Source organism: Bradyrhizobium daqingense (genome assembly GCF_021044685.1).
GTDB classification, from domain to species: domain Bacteria; phylum Pseudomonadota; class Alphaproteobacteria; order Rhizobiales; family Xanthobacteraceae; genus Bradyrhizobium; species Bradyrhizobium daqingense.
In genome coordinates, this window is sequence record NZ_CP088014.1 from 7006301 (window position 1) to 7018417 (window position 12117).

The 12117-nt window shown below is 65.4% G+C and carries 10 protein-coding genes; 4 read left to right on the forward strand and 6 right to left on the reverse strand.

Going from position 1 to position 12117, the window contains the following annotated elements; genetic code table 11:
• The first annotated feature begins 115 nt into the window (after positions 1-115).
• Complete coding sequence (locus LPJ38_RS33525) at positions 116-1048, forward strand: LysR family transcriptional regulator (RefSeq protein WP_145638847.1); 933 nt, start codon at positions 116-118, stop codon at positions 1046-1048.
• Between the two features lie 395 nt (positions 1049-1443).
• Here LPJ38_RS33525 and LPJ38_RS33530 read toward each other — a convergent pair whose 3' ends face one another.
• The 6 genes from LPJ38_RS33530 to LPJ38_RS33555 all read right to left on the reverse strand — a co-directional run bounded on the left by LPJ38_RS33530 (position 1444) and on the right by LPJ38_RS33555 (position 6947).
• Positions 1444-3219: a caspase family protein gene (locus LPJ38_RS33530; RefSeq protein ID WP_145638849.1), complete on the reverse strand. Its 1776-nt coding sequence runs from the start codon at positions 3217-3219 to the stop codon at positions 1444-1446.
• A gap of 163 nt (positions 3220-3382) precedes the next feature.
• Positions 3383-4153 carry a sulfite exporter TauE/SafE family protein gene (locus tag LPJ38_RS33535; protein WP_145638851.1) on the reverse strand — a complete coding sequence of 257 codons (771 nt, stop codon included), beginning with the start codon at positions 4151-4153 and terminating at the stop codon, positions 3383-3385.
• A complete protein-coding gene (locus LPJ38_RS33540) occupies positions 4150-5406 on the reverse strand; it encodes a CCA tRNA nucleotidyltransferase (RefSeq protein ID WP_145638853.1) in 1257 nt (418 codons plus the stop codon). The genes LPJ38_RS33535 and LPJ38_RS33540 overlap by 4 nt, the downstream gene beginning before the upstream one ends.
• A 10-nt stretch (positions 5407-5416) precedes the next feature.
• On the reverse strand, positions 5417-5671 hold the full coding sequence (locus LPJ38_RS33545) for a DUF6111 family protein (protein ID WP_145638856.1): 255 nt from the start codon (positions 5669-5671) through the stop codon (positions 5417-5419).
• Positions 5668-6339 (reverse strand): CoA pyrophosphatase, encoded by a 672-nt coding sequence (locus tag LPJ38_RS33550; protein ID WP_145638858.1) that lies wholly within the window; start codon positions 6337-6339, stop codon positions 5668-5670. The genes LPJ38_RS33545 and LPJ38_RS33550 overlap by 4 nt, the downstream gene beginning before the upstream one ends.
• Positions 6336-6947, reverse strand: a complete 612-nt coding sequence (locus LPJ38_RS33555; protein ID WP_145638860.1) for a DUF1285 domain-containing protein — start codon at positions 6945-6947, stop codon at positions 6336-6338. Before LPJ38_RS33555 ends, LPJ38_RS33550 begins: the two co-directional genes overlap by 4 nt.
• A 291-nt stretch (positions 6948-7238) precedes the next feature.
• Between LPJ38_RS33555 and LPJ38_RS33560 the strand changes: the two genes are divergently transcribed.
• The 3 genes from LPJ38_RS33560 to LPJ38_RS33570 are packed head-to-tail and all read left to right on the forward strand — an operon-like array spanning position 7239 to position 11991.
• A complete protein-coding gene (locus LPJ38_RS33560; RefSeq protein WP_145638862.1) occupies positions 7239-8237 on the forward strand; it encodes an AAA family ATPase in 999 nt (332 codons plus the stop codon).
• Positions 8237-9181, forward strand: coding sequence for a DUF58 domain-containing protein (locus LPJ38_RS33565; RefSeq protein ID WP_145638864.1), 945 nt, complete (start codon positions 8237-8239; stop codon positions 9179-9181). The genes LPJ38_RS33560 and LPJ38_RS33565 overlap by 1 nt, the downstream gene beginning before the upstream one ends.
• Positions 9178-11991 carry a DUF4159 domain-containing protein gene (locus LPJ38_RS33570; RefSeq protein ID WP_145638865.1) on the forward strand — a complete coding sequence of 938 codons (2814 nt, stop codon included), beginning with the start codon at positions 9178-9180 and terminating at the stop codon, positions 11989-11991. The genes LPJ38_RS33565 and LPJ38_RS33570 overlap by 4 nt, the downstream gene beginning before the upstream one ends.
• Positions 11992-12117: the final 126 nt, after the last annotated feature.

Sequence of the window (12117 nt, forward strand, 5' to 3'; positions counted from 1 at the left end):
CCGTCTCCGTTGGTTGGCTGACGTCGCTACGTCGCGGAGAGGAATAGGCCCTTCCGAAATTGACCGGTATCTGGCAAAATCGAGATGTATCCTTCCAAAAAATGGAAGTAATGAAATGGACCGTCTCGAGGGCATGTCGATCGTGCTGGCCGTTGCGGAGGCCGGAAGCCTGTCGGCGGCGGCCCGCCGTCACAAAATGCCGCTGGCCACCGTGAGCCGGAAAGTCTCCGAGCTGGAGGCGCATCTGCGCACCAAGCTGTTCAACCGGTCGAGCCGCGTGCTGGTCCCGACCGATGCGGGGCGCTCCTACATCGCTGCGGCCAAGCGGATCCTTGCCGATGTCAGCGAAGCCGAACGCGTCGCATCCGGCGAGTACACGACGCCCCGCGGAGATTTGAGCGTCACGACGCTGGTCGCGCTCGGCCGCCTATGCCTGCAGCCGATCCTGGCTGAATTCCTGGCGGCATTCCCGGAGGTGGACGTTCAGCTCAACCTGCAGGATCGCACGATCAATCTCCTGGACGAGCATATCGACGTCGCTCTTCGCGTCGGCGATCTCGCCGACAGCAGCTTGATCGCCGTGCGCGTTGGAGAAATCCATCGCGTGGCCTGCGCCAGCCCGGCCTATCTGAAATCGCGCGGGACGCCGAAGTCGCCCGACGATCTCTCCGCGCACGACTGCATCAGCTATCCGCCGATGCAGTCGCCGACGACGTGGCGGTTCAGGCGCGAGGGGATCGACTATGCAGTGCCGGTACGCTCACGCTTCGTCGCAAGCAGTCTGGAATCGGCCGCCGATGCCGCGCGCACGGGCATCGGGGTCACCGTCGCGTTCTCTTATCTGGTCGCGGACTCCGTTAGATCCGGAGAGCTGGTGCCGCTGCTGCAAGGCTTCCAGCCGCCGCCGCAACCGGTGAGCTTCGTCTATTCGCCCAACCGCTTCATGCCGGCGAAATTGCGCGCCTTTCTCGACTTCGCCTCACCGCGCATCAAGGCGCGCCTCTCCGACATACCCAAGGAACTGCTGTCCCGGCGAACGCGGCAATAGCCGACGCCCAATTCGGATCGCTTCCGCATTTGCATCGCTCGACACGAAGTGAGGGCGCCTCGATCGAACTCACCTCTGCGTCTGCTTCTTGTTGAAACGTTTGTTCAGACAATTGGCTGGCGAACAATATTTTCGGTGTTTTGCGAAAGCCGATCCGTCCATGGCGCAGCTTCCGGTGGGACATTGTCCGTTGTCAGAGCTCATTTTGGCTGCGGGACTGTGCCCCTGCGAGCTCGCCTCGCCCGCAAGCACCAGCGGAAACATCACGATCAAAACAACTGCAAAAATCCTCGGCATCTCTGGCTCCCCGCCTTGATTTAAGTGTCCGGTCAAACTGCATCCAAGAATCGATTCAGAAAAGAGAGCGGATCGCTCATTGAGAGCATGCGCCTGACTCAGCACGTCGGCCGTCGACTGCACCAGATCTTGGCTCTTTCCGGATCCATCTGCTGAATGGCTCTCGCATAGCATCCCGTGATCGGGCCCATGCACTTCTGGTAGGTGCCGTTGGAGAGAGCCGCATCAGCACGCGCGACGGCGGAGGATGAGGAGGGTCTTGCCTCGCGCTGCGGCATCTCCGGCTTGCTCTTTGCCACGGGCGAGGCCCCCTTCTTATCGCACTCATTGTCGTCGTTCAGGACGTAGCCCTTGCGGCAGGTGATTTTCGTGCAGCGGTCCCCCTCGGCACGGTAACCGCTCTCACAAATCAGCGGACATATTCGTCCGCTCCTGTTCTTGACAGCGTCCAGCGCGTCGGTCGTGGCGACGTTCACATTCAACTTCATGCCTGCGTGCTTGTTGAAGAGGTCGAGGGCTTTGCGCGAGGGCTCATCCCAAACGCCGTCGACAACGCCCACGTTGCACCCCACACGGCGTAGCTCAGCTTGCAGCGCGCGAGCCGTATCCGGGCTGGGCTGCTCCGGCTCGAGGGAAGGTGGTAGCGCGGCGACCTGCTGGTTCTTGTCTCGCAGGGCCTTTTCTCGAAGCGCCTGTTCTCTAAGCGCCTGTTCCTGGGCCGCCTTCTCCTGGGCCGCCAGACGAGTTCTTTCAGCGGCAGCGGCCTTGTCCTGTTCGATTTGCTTGAGCTTCTCGGCGGCGATACGGGCCTCTTCAGCAGCCTTGGCGGCCGCGGCTGCTTTTTCAATCTCGAACTGTCTTGCACCTTCCGCGGCGAGCCGAGCCCTCTCCTGCTCCGCAAGCCTCGCCTTTTCAGCAGCAGCTGCCCGCGCCTCTTCTGCAGCGATTTTCTTCGCGTGTCCCCTTGCCAGGTTAGCGTAGAAACCATCCGGGTATTGAGAGAGAAAAGCGTCCCAGCCGTCGCGGGTCCCGAGTTGCAGCGCCAGCTCGTAGTCTCTCCGGACAGCCGCCTGAGGATCGCCCTGCGGTCCCGTTGCGGATGGCGCTGCCGGGACAAGTGACAAATCGTCGCCCCCAAGTGAACCGTAGAGATACGGCTCTTGCCTGTTGGCGGTAGACTTCAGGACTTCGTCGCGGACGTAACCGAAAGCCTTTCGAAGATCCAACCCGGGCCTGGTCACGTGGTGAACCATCGCCGCCGTGAATGGACTATTTTTGCCATCGCCGTCCAACGCCGTTGAGCCAGCCTTTGATGCGAAGGCGATCAGGGTGTTTGGGTTTGATGGCTCCACCTTTGCGAGGCCGCGTCCAATCGCCCTGGAGGCGAGTGTGCGCTTCATCGCCTTCGAGAAGGGGCTGTCACGGCACGCGTCGAGAACCACGAGCCGCAACTTTTTCGCAGGCTCGATAGCGACCAACACACGATCGAGCGACAATGCCTCGTCGTAAATGTCGGTGTCACGTTCGAGCACGGCATCGATCGGAACGAGATAGTTGACCCCGTCAACCTCGATGCCATGTCCTGCATAGTAGACGACCGCAACCTCGGCATCGCGGGACTGTTCTATAAAGTCGCGCAACGCGCGCCTCATGTCGGCTACTTTCAGGTCAAGGCGCAGATCGACAAGATCGAAGCCGGCAGCCTTCAGGGTGTTCGCCACGAGTACCGCATCGCTGGAAGGATTGCCGAGCCGTGCGACCTTTTCATACGCCGAGTTACCGATGACCAGGGCCACGCGCTTCTCGGCAAACGCCGAGCCCGCCCCCAGTCCAACAATCCATAAAGCCAATAAGATGCTTCGAAATAAAGCCATTGCCAGCCTCAGGCTGCCCCGAAGACTACCTACATGTCTTTGAAGTTACAACCGCTCTGTGATCGCCGTCACTCGACTCAGGAATGAGGACCATCATCGGCTGGTCACGTCACAGCCCGCTTCCACGGATAGCAGACGAGAATTCCAAGCCAGCCAGCGTCGACTAAGCGATCAGCTGCCTCGCCGCCGCCGAGATCATCACCAGCCCGCCGGTGATCACGGCAGCGTCGAGGATCGCGGTGTGGATGTGCACCGGCATCCGTTCGACGAAGGCCTTTGCCAGGAACGCGCCGGGGACGGCGATGGCGCCGATCAGAAGCGCGAAGGCGAGCACCTGCGCGGTCACGGCTCCGGCGAGGCCGAACACCGCAATCTTGATGAAGCCGGTGCCGAGCGAGATCATCGCGTCGGTCGCGATCACGGCGGCGCCTTCGAGGCCCGCGGCCATCAGGAGCGAGAGCAGGATCACGCCGGAGCCCGAGGTGCCGCCGACAAGCACGCCGTAGCCGACCGAGCCGGCGGCAAGGCCGCCATCGCCGATCCGCACCTGTCGGCGGCGGAGCACGCGGCGCAGCGGCACGCTCAGGATCAGCATGGCGCCGATCACGAGCGCGGCGCCGGCATTGGTGAGACGCGTGTAGCCATAGGCGCCGAGTGCCGTCGTCAGCGCTGCGCAGGCGAGCACAATCAGCGCGCGGCGGCGGTCGGCATAACGGATATAGGCGAGTGCACGGCTGGAATTGGTGAGCATCGCCGAGATCGCGATGATCGGCACCACCGGCTCGGCGCCGACCAGCGGCACCAGCACCAGCGGCATCAGGGCGCCGGTGCCGTAGCCGGCGAGACCACCGATGATCGAAGCAAACAACGCCATCATTGCGACCAGCAGGAGCTGGAAAATCGAGATGTCGGCGAAGCCTGAGACGATGGTCAATTTCTCTCATCGCGGCTGATGCGAGCCGCAGCTTGATCGGCGATGGCAGTGAGCGCGGCTGTCTCTAGTGGAAAATCCGCCGCAAGCCAAGCGTCCTCGGCAAGCGTCAACACATGTCCGAGCGAAGGCCCCTCTGCCATGCCGCGCGCGATGAAATCGGCGGCCTTCAGCGGAAATTTCGGCGCAATCCAGCGCTGCGGCAGTTCGGCAAGCGCTCGCCATCGCGTCGCGGTGACGTCGCCGCCGGCGCGCGCCCAGCCCAGCAACACGCGATCGTGGTAGCGCTCCGCGCCGAGCCGGTAGAGCAACCGCCGCGCATTGGCCTCGTCCTTGGTGGCAAGGCGCCACCAGCGATGCCCCATCGAATCCAGCGCCTTGGTCTCGGCATTGGAGAGTCTCAGGCGCGCGGCGACGCGCTTGGCATCCTCGGTCACGGCCACCGTCAACGCGGCAAGGCGCCGCGTGCTGCTGGCGGTGAGGCCGAGCTCGCGCTCGATCGCGATCATCGTCGCCAGCGGCCCGGTATAGACGACGCCGCCGGTCAGCGCCTGCAGCAAGCCGCCTTCGGCCATCGCCAGCACTGCCGCGGAGGCACCGTCTGCGACCAGCAGCTTGAGCATCTCCATGCGCACCCGTTCGGCCGAGAGGCTGGCAAGGCCCGCGCGTCCCCGGATGCAGGCGAGATAGCCGTCGCGGTCGGGTTCGCCGGCAGCGAAGGCGGCGTGGATGCGGAAGAAGCGTAGGATGCGTAAAAAATCCTCGGCGATGCGCTGATCGGGATCGCCGATGAAGCGCACACGCCGCGCTCTGGCATCCGCGATGCCGCCGACATAATCGTGGACGACGCCATGAGCATCGACCGACAGGCCGTTCATGGTGAAGTCGCGCCGCTCGGCGTCTTTCACCCAATCGCGACCGAAGGCGACCTTGGCCTTGCGACCAAACGTTTCGGTGTCCTCGCGCAGCGTCGTCACTTCGTACGGCTTGCTGTCGATGACGAGCGTGACGGTGCCGTGATCGATGCCGGTCGGCACGCTCTTGATGCCGGCGGCCTTGGCGCGTCGCATCACGTCGTCCGGGAGCGCCGTGGTCGCGATGTCGATGTCACCGGGCACGAGACCGAGCAGCGCATTTCGCACCGCGCCGCCGACCACCCGCGCCTCCTCGCCGTCCGCATTGAGCAATTGCAGGACGCGTGCGGTCCCGCCAGCGATCAACCAGGGCGCATCGGCGAGTAACGGCTCCGCGCTCATCGTCCAGCCCTTATTTCTGCGGCACGAACTTGCCATTGTCGACATGCGCGGGAACGTAGGTCGAATCCGGCCCGGCGCCATAATGCGCCATGCCGATCATCCCCGCGATCACCAGCACCAGCGCGACCAGAGCGAGGCGCGCGACGATATAGACCGGCCAGGACGATCGCGCGAACAGACCGGACCGGGTTGCGGCCAGGAACAGCGCATAGACGGCGAAGGGGATGAGGAAAATTCCGATCTCGGTGAGAATCGGTCGGATCATGATGAATAGATCCGCTCATAAAGCACGCGCAGCATACCGGCCGTCGCCCCCCAGATGTAGCGCTCCGCGAACGGCATCGCGTAATAGGACCGCGCCATGCCGCGGAATTCCTTGCTGTGCACCTGGTGGTTCACCGGATTCATCAGGAAGGACAGCGGCACCTCGAAGGCGTCGTCAACCTCGGACTGGTTGATCGTGAGTTCGAAGCCGGGCCTCACCCTCGCAACCGTCGGCAGGATGCGGAAGCCGAAGGCGGTGCCGTAGAGATCGAGATAGCCGATCGGCTCGACGAAATCGCGCGACAGCCCGACCTCCTCTTCCGCCTCGCGCAGCGCCGCATCGAGCGGCGAGGAATCGGTCGCGTCGATCTTGCCGCCGGGAAAGGCGATCTGGCCGGCATGGTCGTTGAGATGCGCTGAGCGCTGCGTCAACAGGATGGTCGGCTCGGGATGGTCGACCACCGCGATCAGGACCGCTGCGGGGCGCACCGGCTGCTCGCGCGCGATGATCTCGAGCATCTTGTCGGTGCCGGGATCGCCCGAGGCGGGAATGATGTTGGGATCGTAGAGGCCGGGCGGGACATCGAAGCCGAGCCTCGCCTTCGAGCGGGCAAAGAAATCCACAGCGCTGATCACGGCCGGATCGTTCTTCGGGATAGGCTTGTTCAAAGCGCGGCCCTCACCTGCTCCGCATCGGCCATGGCGAAGAATTCTCCTGATGATTCGACGCCGAACATCGGCTGGCCATCGACCATCCGCTCCTCGCCCATGTCAACCAGATCATAATAGAGCGCGCGGGTCACCTTGGCCCAGAGGTCGGCGCGGACATGCAAATACGGCATCAACCCGCCGTCCCTGGCCTGTTCGAAACGCAACCGGTGCGCGGCATCGCAGGTGACCCAGTCGTCGACATTGGTGCGGAAGCTCAGCACGCGATCGCGGCCCTCGCCGTTCTCGAGCATCTCGACCGCCATGAATGGCGCGTCGTCGACGTGAATGCCGACCTTCTCCACCGGCGTCACCAAGAAATGCTTGTCACCCTCGCGCTTGAGGATGGTCGAGAACAGGCGGACCAGCGTGTGACGGCCGATTGGCGTGCCCATGTAGAACCAAGTACCATCGGAGGCGATTCGGATATCGAGATCGCCGCAAAACGGCGGATTCCACAGATGCACCGGCGGCAACCCCTTTTTGGTGCCCTCGGCGTTCGCAGCGTTTTTGGCGGCAGCAGTCAGCCCTTCGAGACCGCGATCGGCGCTCTGCCCTTGGTTCGCCATGGTTTGCCCTGACTTTGTCATTTGGCACGGATGTTATTTGGCACGATTGCTGCAGGTCTACGTTGTACGTTGGCGCTCGGTTCCACCCCGGATAAGCCCGGTGTGGGAGGTCGCCACTTCGTGATGCCGTACATAACCCGAAGCCGATAAGGTGGGGATAGGTTAATTCAACGAATACATGGCCTTCCTGCAAGTCTAGCATGGGGCCCATGATCTGGCGTGATGACCTGAAGTGACGCAGGTGACGTGACGACGCAAGCAAGCCGCGTAGCCGGCTGAAGGAGCGAGCGAATGGCGGAGAGTGTCGAGAAACTCGAGGACGGAATCGTCCGTTCGGCCGAGCAGGTGTCGGGCCAGATTCGTGCGGCGAAGGAGGCGATCGGCTCCGTCATCTTCGGCCAGGACCGCGTGATCGAGAACACCCTCGTCACCATCCTCTCCGGCGGCCATGCGCTCTTGATCGGCGTCCCCGGCCTCGCCAAGACCAAGCTGGTCGAGACGCTCGGCGTCACGCTCGGTCTCGACGCCAAGCGCATCCAGTTCACGCCCGACCTGATGCCGTCGGACATTCTCGGCGCCGAGGTGCTGGACGAGAGCACCGCGGGCAAGCGCGCTTTCCGCTTCATCGCGGGGCCCGTATTCGCGCAGCTGTTGATGGCCGACGAGATCAACCGCGCCAGCCCGCGCACGCAATCGGCACTGCTTCAGGCCATGCAGGAGCAGCACATCACGGTGGCAGGCGCGCGCCACGATTTGCCGAAACCCTTCCACGTGCTCGCCACGCAAAATCCGCTGGAGCAGGAAGGCACCTATCCGCTGCCAGAGGCACAGCTCGACCGTTTCCTGATGGAGATCGACGTCGACTATCCCGATCGCGATGCCGAACGCCGCATCCTGTTCGAGACCACCGGCGCCGAGGAAACGCTGGCCAGAGGCGCGATGACCCCGGACGCGCTGATCACGGCGCAGCGGCTGATCCGCCGCCTGCCGGTCGGCGATTCCGTCGTCGAAGCCATTCTGTCGCTGGTGCGCTCGGCCCGCCCGGGCCCGGATGCCGGCGAAGCCGGCAAGTTCATTGCCTGGGGCCCCGGCCCGCGCGCCAGCCAATCCCTGATGCTGGCCGTGCGCGCCCGCGCGCTGATCGACGGTCGCCTCGCGCCCTCGATCGACGACGTGCTCGACCTCGCCGAGCCCGTGCTCAAGCACCGCATGGCGCTGACCTTCCAGGCGCGCGCCGAAGGCCGCACCATCCCGGACGTGATCCGGCAATTGAAGACACGGATCGGTTGATGGCGGCAGAGAACGGGCACACAGCGAAGGAGATCATCGCGATCCGACGTGCCGATGGCGAAAGCCGCACGCTCGCCGCTTCGCTGCCACGCCTGGTGCTCGAGGCCCGCCGTATCGCCGCCAACGTCATCCACGGTTTGCATGGCCGCCGCCGCGCCGGCTCCGGCGAAAATTTCTGGCAATACCGTCGTTTCATCTCGGGCGAGCCGGCGCAGAATGTCGACTGGCGCCGCTCGGCGCGTGACGACCATCTCTATGTCCGCGAGCTCGAATGGGAGGCCTCGCACACGGTCTGGATCTGGCCGGACCGCTCGCCCTCGATGGCATTCGCCTCGAAGACCGCGCGCGAATCCAAGCTCGAGCGGACGCTGATCGTCGCCTTCGCGCTGGCCGAGCTGCTGGTCTCCGGTGGCGAGCGCGTCGGCATTCCCGGGCTGATGGCGCCGACCGCGAGCCGCAGCGTCATCGACAAGATGGCGCAGGCGATGCTGCATGACGATGCCGACCGCCTCAGCCTGCCGCCGTCCTTCGTGCCGTCGGCGCTCGCCGAGACCATCGTGCTATCGGATTTCTGGTCGCCGATTTCTGAGATCACGGCGACGCTGGCGGGGCTCTCCGGCTCCGGCGCGCATGGCACGCTGGTGCAAATCGTCGATCCCGCCGAGGAGACGTTCCCCTATTCCGGCCGCGTCGAATTCGTCGAGCCGGAAGGCTTCGGGGTGATCACGGCTGGCCGCGCCGAGAGCTGGGCGCAGGATTACACTGAACGGCTCGCGCTGCACCGTGACCAGATCCGCGCCGAAACCAGCAAGCTCGACTGGCTGTTCACCACGCACACGACCGACCGCTCCGCCGCCGAGCTCTTGCTGTTCCTGCATGCCGGCATGCAGGTCAGCAAGTCTGGCGTCCGCACCACGACGATCAAGGCGGGGCCGGCCGCATGATGGGACTGCCGCTCGCCTTCACCCAACCGCTGCTCCTGATCGGCCTTATCAGCCTGCCCGTGCTGTGGTGGCTGCTGCGGGTGACGCCGCCGCGGCCGCGCCGGATCGAGTTTCCGCCGACGCGACTGCTGTTCGACATCGCGCCAAGGGAAGAGACGCCCTCGCGGACGCCATGGTGGCTGACCGCATTGCGGCTCTTGGCTGCGGCTCTCGTCATTTTCGCCGCGGCCGGCCCGATCTGGAATCCGCAGACAGGCGCCGCCGGTAGCAAGGCGCCGCTGATGATCATGTTCGACGACGGCTGGAGCGCGGCCTCGCATTGGGACGTCAGGATCAGGGCCGCCGACGAGCTGATCGCCAACGCCGACAATGACCGCCGCGCGATCGCGCTGGTGCCGCTGTCGGAGCCGAACCGCGACATCACGCTGATGCCGGCGGGGGCGGCGCGCGTGGCGCTGCGCCAGCTCGCGCCAAAGCCCTATTCGATCGACCGCGTCGATACCTTGGCCGCGATCGACCGCTTCCTGAAAGCCACCGGTGACTGCGAGATCGCCTGGCTCTCCGACGGAATCGACACCGGGCGCGGCGAGGAATTCGTAACGGGCCTCGGCAAGACCATCGGCGATCGCAGCCTGACCATCTTCGACGGCGGCACCTCTGCGCCGCTGGCGCTGGTCGCGGCCGAGAACGCCGCCGCCAGGATGACCGTGAAGGTGCTGCGCACCGACGGCGGAATTGCCGCCGGCACTGTGCGGGCGCTGGACCAGAAGTCCTCGCCGATCGGCGAAGCGCGTTATTCGTTCGGACCGCAGGACAAGGAGACCGACGCGTCGTTCGATCTGCCGGTCGAGCTGCGCAACGACATCACGCGGCTCGAAATCTCGGGCGAGCGCTCCGCCGGCGCGGTGCAGCTGCTCGACAAACGCTGGCGTCGCCGCGCGATCGGCATCGTCTCGGGTGCGACCAGCGAGACCGCGCAGCCGCTGCTGGCGCCGACCTTCTATCTCACCCGCGCGCTGGCGCCGTTCGCCGACATGCGGCTCGCCGACAAGGGCTCGCCGCAACAGGGCATCACCCAGTTCCTCGATCAGAAGCTGCCGATGATCATCCTCGCCGATGTCGGCACCATCGCGCCTGAGCTGCGCGAGCGCCTCAATGCCTGGATCGACCAGGGCGGCGTGCTGGTGCGGTTCGCAGGCCCCCGGCTGGCGCAGGCCGAGGACGATCTCGTGCCGGTCAAGCTGCGCAAAGGCGGCCGCACGCTCGGCGGCAGTCTGACCTGGGAGAAGCCGCAGCATCTCGCCTCCTTCGCCGCCGACGGTCCGTTCGCCGGCGTCGCAGTGCCCAAGGACGTCGCCGTCAGCCGCCAGGTGCTGGCCGAGCCCGATGCGGTGCTCGCCACCAAGAGCTGGGCCTCGCTGGAAGACGGCACGCCGCTGGTGACGGGCGAGCATCGCGGCAAGGGCCTCGTCAGCCTGTTCCATGTCAGCGCCGACATGCGCTGGTCGGACCTGCCGATGTCGGGCACCTTCGTCGAAATGCTGCGGCGGGTGGTCGACATGTCCGGCTACACCTCCAAGCCCGGTGCCGGAGTCGCGAGCGAAGCGACCACTGAAACGGTGGCGCCGCTGCACATTCTCGACGGTTTCGGCGCGTTCGGACCGCCGCCAGCGACCGCAAAGCCGCTGCCCGCGGATTACCGCGACCGCGCCACACCCGATCATCCGCCGGGCTTCTATGGTCCGGCCGAAGGACCGCTCGCCGCGAACACGCTCGCCAGCGCCGATCGCATCGCAGCCCTGAACACCGCGAGCCTGCGCGCCCGGCACGCCACCTACACCAATGCCGAGCCGCGCGACTTGCGCGGCTGGCTGCTGTCGACGGCGCTGGCGCTGTTCCTGATCGACGCCATCATCGTCGCGCTGATCGGCGGCGGTCTTGCTGCGCTGCTGCGCCGCCGCGCCGCGCCTGCGATGATCGTGCTCGGGATCGCGCTTGCGGGCTTCGCGGTGCTCTCGCCCACGCCGGCGCGCGCCGACAGCGCGTCCGACGAGTTCGCGATGAAGGCGGTATCTCAGACCCGTCTCGCCTATGTCGTGACGGGCAATGCGGATGTCGATTCCATCGTCAAGGCCGGCATGAACGGGCTGACGCTGTTCCTGGCGCAGCGCACGGCGCTGGAAGCCGGCGATCCCGTCGGCGTCGATCCCGCGCGCGACGAGCTCGCCTTCTTCCCGCTGATCTACTGGCCGATCGTGCCCGGCGCGCCCAAGCCGCCGCGGGACGCCATCAACAAGATCGACGCCTATATGAAGCAGGGCGGCACCGTGCTGTTCGACACCCGCGACGCCATCGAGGCCCCGCCCGGCGCGAACGGCGCGGCGCAGACCCCGGCCATGCGAACGCTGCGCGAAATCCTGTCCTCGCTCGACGTGCCCGAGCTCGAGCCGGTGCCGCGCGAGCACGTGCTGACCAAGACTTTCTACCTCTTGCGCGATTTCCCCGGGCGCTTCGTCACCGGCCAGACCTGGGTCGAGACCCTGCCGCGCGACGAGGACGAGGACAGCGCGCAGCGGCCGGCGCGCGGCGGCGACGGCGTCTCGCCCATCATCATCACCTCGAACGACCTCGCCGGCGCCTGGGCAGTGCGACCTGACGGCCAGGCCATGCTGCCGGTGACCGGCGGCGACAGCCGCCAGCGCGAATTCGCCTACCGCGCCGGCGCCAACATCGTGATGTACACGCTGACCGGCAACTACAAGGCCGACCAGGTGCACGCACCGGCGCTGATCGAACGGCTGGGGCAATGATCGGGGTTTTGAATTTGAAGGCCCGCAAAGATGTAGCCGTCATGCCCGGCCTTGTGCCGGGCATCCACGTTCTTCGTGCCGCATGGCAATCCGTGGATGGCCGGGACAAGCCCGGCCATGACGAGG

Excerpts from the sequence above, each read along its gene's own strand:
- LPJ38_RS33525 (WP_145638847.1), top strand. The coding sequence starts at position 116 with ATGGACCGTCTCGAGGGCATGTCGATCGTGCTGGCCGTTGCGGAGGCC.
- LPJ38_RS33530 (WP_145638849.1), bottom strand. The coding sequence starts at position 3,219 with ATGGCTTTATTTCGAAGCATCTTATTGGCTTTATGGATTGTTGGACTG.
- LPJ38_RS33540 (WP_145638853.1), bottom strand. The coding sequence starts at position 5,406 with ATGAGCGCGGAGCCGTTACTCGCCGATGCGCCCTGGTTGATCGCTGGC.
- LPJ38_RS33545 (WP_145638856.1), bottom strand. The coding sequence starts at position 5,671 with ATGATCCGACCGATTCTCACCGAGATCGGAATTTTCCTCATCCCCTTC.
- LPJ38_RS33555 (WP_145638860.1), bottom strand. The coding sequence starts at position 6,947 with ATGGCGAACCAAGGGCAGAGCGCCGATCGCGGTCTCGAAGGGCTGACT.
- LPJ38_RS33560 (WP_145638862.1), top strand. The coding sequence starts at position 7,239 with ATGGCGGAGAGTGTCGAGAAACTCGAGGACGGAATCGTCCGTTCGGCC.
- LPJ38_RS33565 (WP_145638864.1), top strand. The coding sequence starts at position 8,237 with ATGGCGGCAGAGAACGGGCACACAGCGAAGGAGATCATCGCGATCCGA.
- LPJ38_RS33570 (WP_145638865.1), top strand. The coding sequence starts at position 9,178 with ATGATGGGACTGCCGCTCGCCTTCACCCAACCGCTGCTCCTGATCGGC.